Below are 2,600 nucleotides of genomic sequence, written 5' to 3'. Positions count from 1 at the left end.
TTATAAGCGGACCAGTAAAAATGCTTGCGACACCACCCTGTAGGGTGAGCGGTAACAATGCCCCTTTGGAGGGGCAAAAGCAAACCACCACTTGAAGTGGTGGTTAATGACTTAAAAAGCTTTCTGTGGAAGGAATTCTTTTGACGATGGTCGATTTCAGAACCAATTTCACAAAGGATATTGCAGCTACTGTACATCAGCTTTATGAAAATATCGGTGTCTTTAATGTAGTGATTCCATCATCTATCAAGGCTGTGGAAACCAGTGCAATTGGAATCAGTATTTACCAGCACTGTCCTAATGTAAAAGTAGCAAAGGCATATGAAAGTCTCACTAAGAAGGTATTGAATCATGAAAGATAATGAAAGACCAGGACAGCAGTTCAAGGGATTATCTGTGCAGGAACTGCTTGGTGTAACGAATGAAGAATCTGCAATGGATATAGAGATCTGTTTGATCCATTCATTTAAGAATCATCCATTTAAGGTGGTAGATGATGAGAAGATGCAGGACCTGCTTGACAGCATCAAATTAAACGGTGTTCTTTCGCCGGTTCCTCTACAAGTGGCCGGATATGGCTAGTATGAGATGATCTCTGGACACAGTAGACTGAATGCAGCATAGCTGGCTGGATTAGATGCAATTCCGGCGTTCATTCGCGACATGACAGATGATGAAGCATCGATAATTATGATTGATTCAAATATACATCTTGCTATTGAAAGATTTATTCTCTCATATATCAGAACGTAGAAGGGATATTTTACGAACCAAAATGTGAAAAAATTGATTTTGTGAGATTTTATAGAATTGTGCGAAAAAGGCTTTTGGAGTAAAATATAAGAAAAGTAATACACATGATCAAAAGAGAAATGTGATACAGCAAGGACGTGAAGAGATGATAGCAGAATTGTTGTCGGCTATGTTGGAAAGTTTTATATATGATATTACCAGTTCTGTTATAAAGAATTGGCGAGACAAGTATCGATGGAATCGTTTCCTCAAGATGCTTAGAAAAGATGTTAGCAAGTTTTGTGAGAAAAATGAGAGTATATATATTGATTCGGGTGCGTTTGATTACTTTATTCGCAATACGGATTTTTTGAAGAGGGTAATTGAAAGATCGATTGCAACTAAACTTGAAAAGACCAATAAAGAATTTCTTGGAGATGAAATTAAAAAAGCGAGAGAAATAGCAGTTGCAGAAGGCATTACGTTTGCAAATGGTGAAGAGCGTGTGATAAAAGATTTATATCATTTAATAATGGATGAGGTAGGTGCCTATTATCGCAATAGTCTCTCTGTTGAACAGCGACATATGGTGTCTATATGTCTTAATCAATTTGCGGAATTAAAGGAAGCAGTAAATGCTAATCATAAAGAAAATCGCAAAGACTTTAATGAAATCCTTAATACGGTAAAAGAGGCAGGAAAACTCAACAATACAAAAGCATCATTGATAGCTGACTTGCTATCAAAGGAGCTGTACGAAGGCTGGATTCAGGAATTTGATGATCTTGCAATTGCTGTAAAAGATAAATCTGATGACTTGTCACTTTTCTACGACTGTTTGTCTCAAATTCTACGTTCAGAAAGTTGTGTCGATGCGGTCAAAAGAATAGCTGATATTTCTGATGCGCGAATTAGGGATAACGCAGTTAGAACTGCACTCCCCATACTTCTGTTTAGAGATGAAGCCATAGATGGTCTGATAGAAGCCACAACTGCGGGATCACTGTGGGATATTGTAGATAGTTTGATAAGTGGCAATAACGAAAGAATCTTTTCAGAAGAGATTACTTTTGATGGAGGTCTTGAGATTCACAATTTTACGCTCAATAAAAAGTTGGTCTATGAAGAAGAAAACCTAATAAAGTTGATTGTCATTTTATGTTTATATAAGAGGCAGATAAGGAATATTTATTTTGCCATGGAAGAAGTAGGAAAAGGGAAGCGCACTTGGTTCACGGATATCTTAATATCCGATAAGAAAGTAGAGAGTTTAATAATCAGTAACGTGGATGATAATTCGCAAGAATTGACTACTGTAATAAATCAAATACTGCAATATAAAGAAATCTATGACGGATTATGCAAAAAAATGAGAAGCTTTTACTATTCTGTGTTGGTAAAAGCTTATTTGGTAATGGATAAAATTGACGAAGCAGAAAAGTATGTTCCAAAGGATCTAATGCAAGAGCGTCCCCTTTCTGATTATGTTTATGCCATAAAAATTGAGAAAAGGGAAGTAGAGTTAAATGAGGTCTATGATTATTCGGTACGAAATGAAACATACTGGTTGCTAAACAATTATTTTTTGGCGAGTAGAAACGAGAAGGAAATAATAGACTTTTGTAAAGGACATGAGGAACTCTTTGAAAAAGATTGGCCGTTGTTTTTCATGAATCAAGGTGCGTTGAAGGTTTTGGGCCTCGATGATGAACGTGAATTTCAATTAAAAAAACATACCAATGAATTAAGTAATGTACTAAGACTTCCCATACCTGAAATGGGCTTCGCTCCTTGAAAATTCAATATTTCAGCTGACAAAATAGTGATTTATGCCCCTATAGACTCTGGATGGAGTGCGTTACGCAGAT

3 protein-coding genes are annotated in these 2,600 nt (G+C 36.4%); all 3 read left to right on the top strand.

Annotation, left to right across the window (positions count from 1 at the left end):
- Positions 1-146: 146 nt before the first annotated feature.
- The 3 genes from H6A32_RS15665 to H6A32_RS15655 all read left to right on the top strand — a co-directional run bounded on the left by H6A32_RS15665 (position 147) and on the right by H6A32_RS15655 (position 2,527).
- Positions 147-362: a ParA family protein gene (locus H6A32_RS15665; protein ID WP_118638155.1), complete on the top strand. Its 216-nt coding sequence runs from the start codon at positions 147-149 to the stop codon at positions 360-362.
- On the top strand, positions 352-582 hold the full coding sequence (locus H6A32_RS15660) for a hypothetical protein (protein ID WP_118638153.1): 231 nt from the start codon (positions 352-354) through the stop codon (positions 580-582). Before H6A32_RS15665 ends, H6A32_RS15660 begins: the two co-directional genes overlap by 11 nt.
- Before the next feature lie 316 nt (positions 583-898).
- Positions 899-2,527 carry a hypothetical protein gene (locus H6A32_RS15655; RefSeq protein WP_204864805.1) on the top strand — a complete coding sequence of 543 codons (1,629 nt, stop codon included), beginning with the start codon at positions 899-901 and terminating at the stop codon, positions 2,525-2,527.
- The last annotated feature ends 73 nt before the right edge of the window (positions 2,528-2,600 follow it).

The organism is Drancourtella massiliensis (assembly GCF_016900655.1).
GTDB classification, from domain to species: Bacteria; Bacillota; Clostridia; order Lachnospirales; family Lachnospiraceae; genus Sellimonas; species Sellimonas catena.
Note: the sequence above shows the minus strand (reverse complement) of the source record. Positions and strands in the feature narration are given on the sequence as shown.

Bases quoted from the DNA above. Each gene is read 5' to 3' on its own strand.
- H6A32_RS15665 (WP_118638155.1), top strand. From the start codon at position 147: ATGGTCGATTTCAGAACCAATTTCACAAAGGATATTGCAGCTACTGTA.
- H6A32_RS15660 (WP_118638153.1), top strand. From the start codon at position 352: ATGAAAGATAATGAAAGACCAGGACAGCAGTTCAAGGGATTATCTGTG.
- H6A32_RS15655 (WP_204864805.1), top strand. From the start codon at position 899: ATGATAGCAGAATTGTTGTCGGCTATGTTGGAAAGTTTTATATATGAT.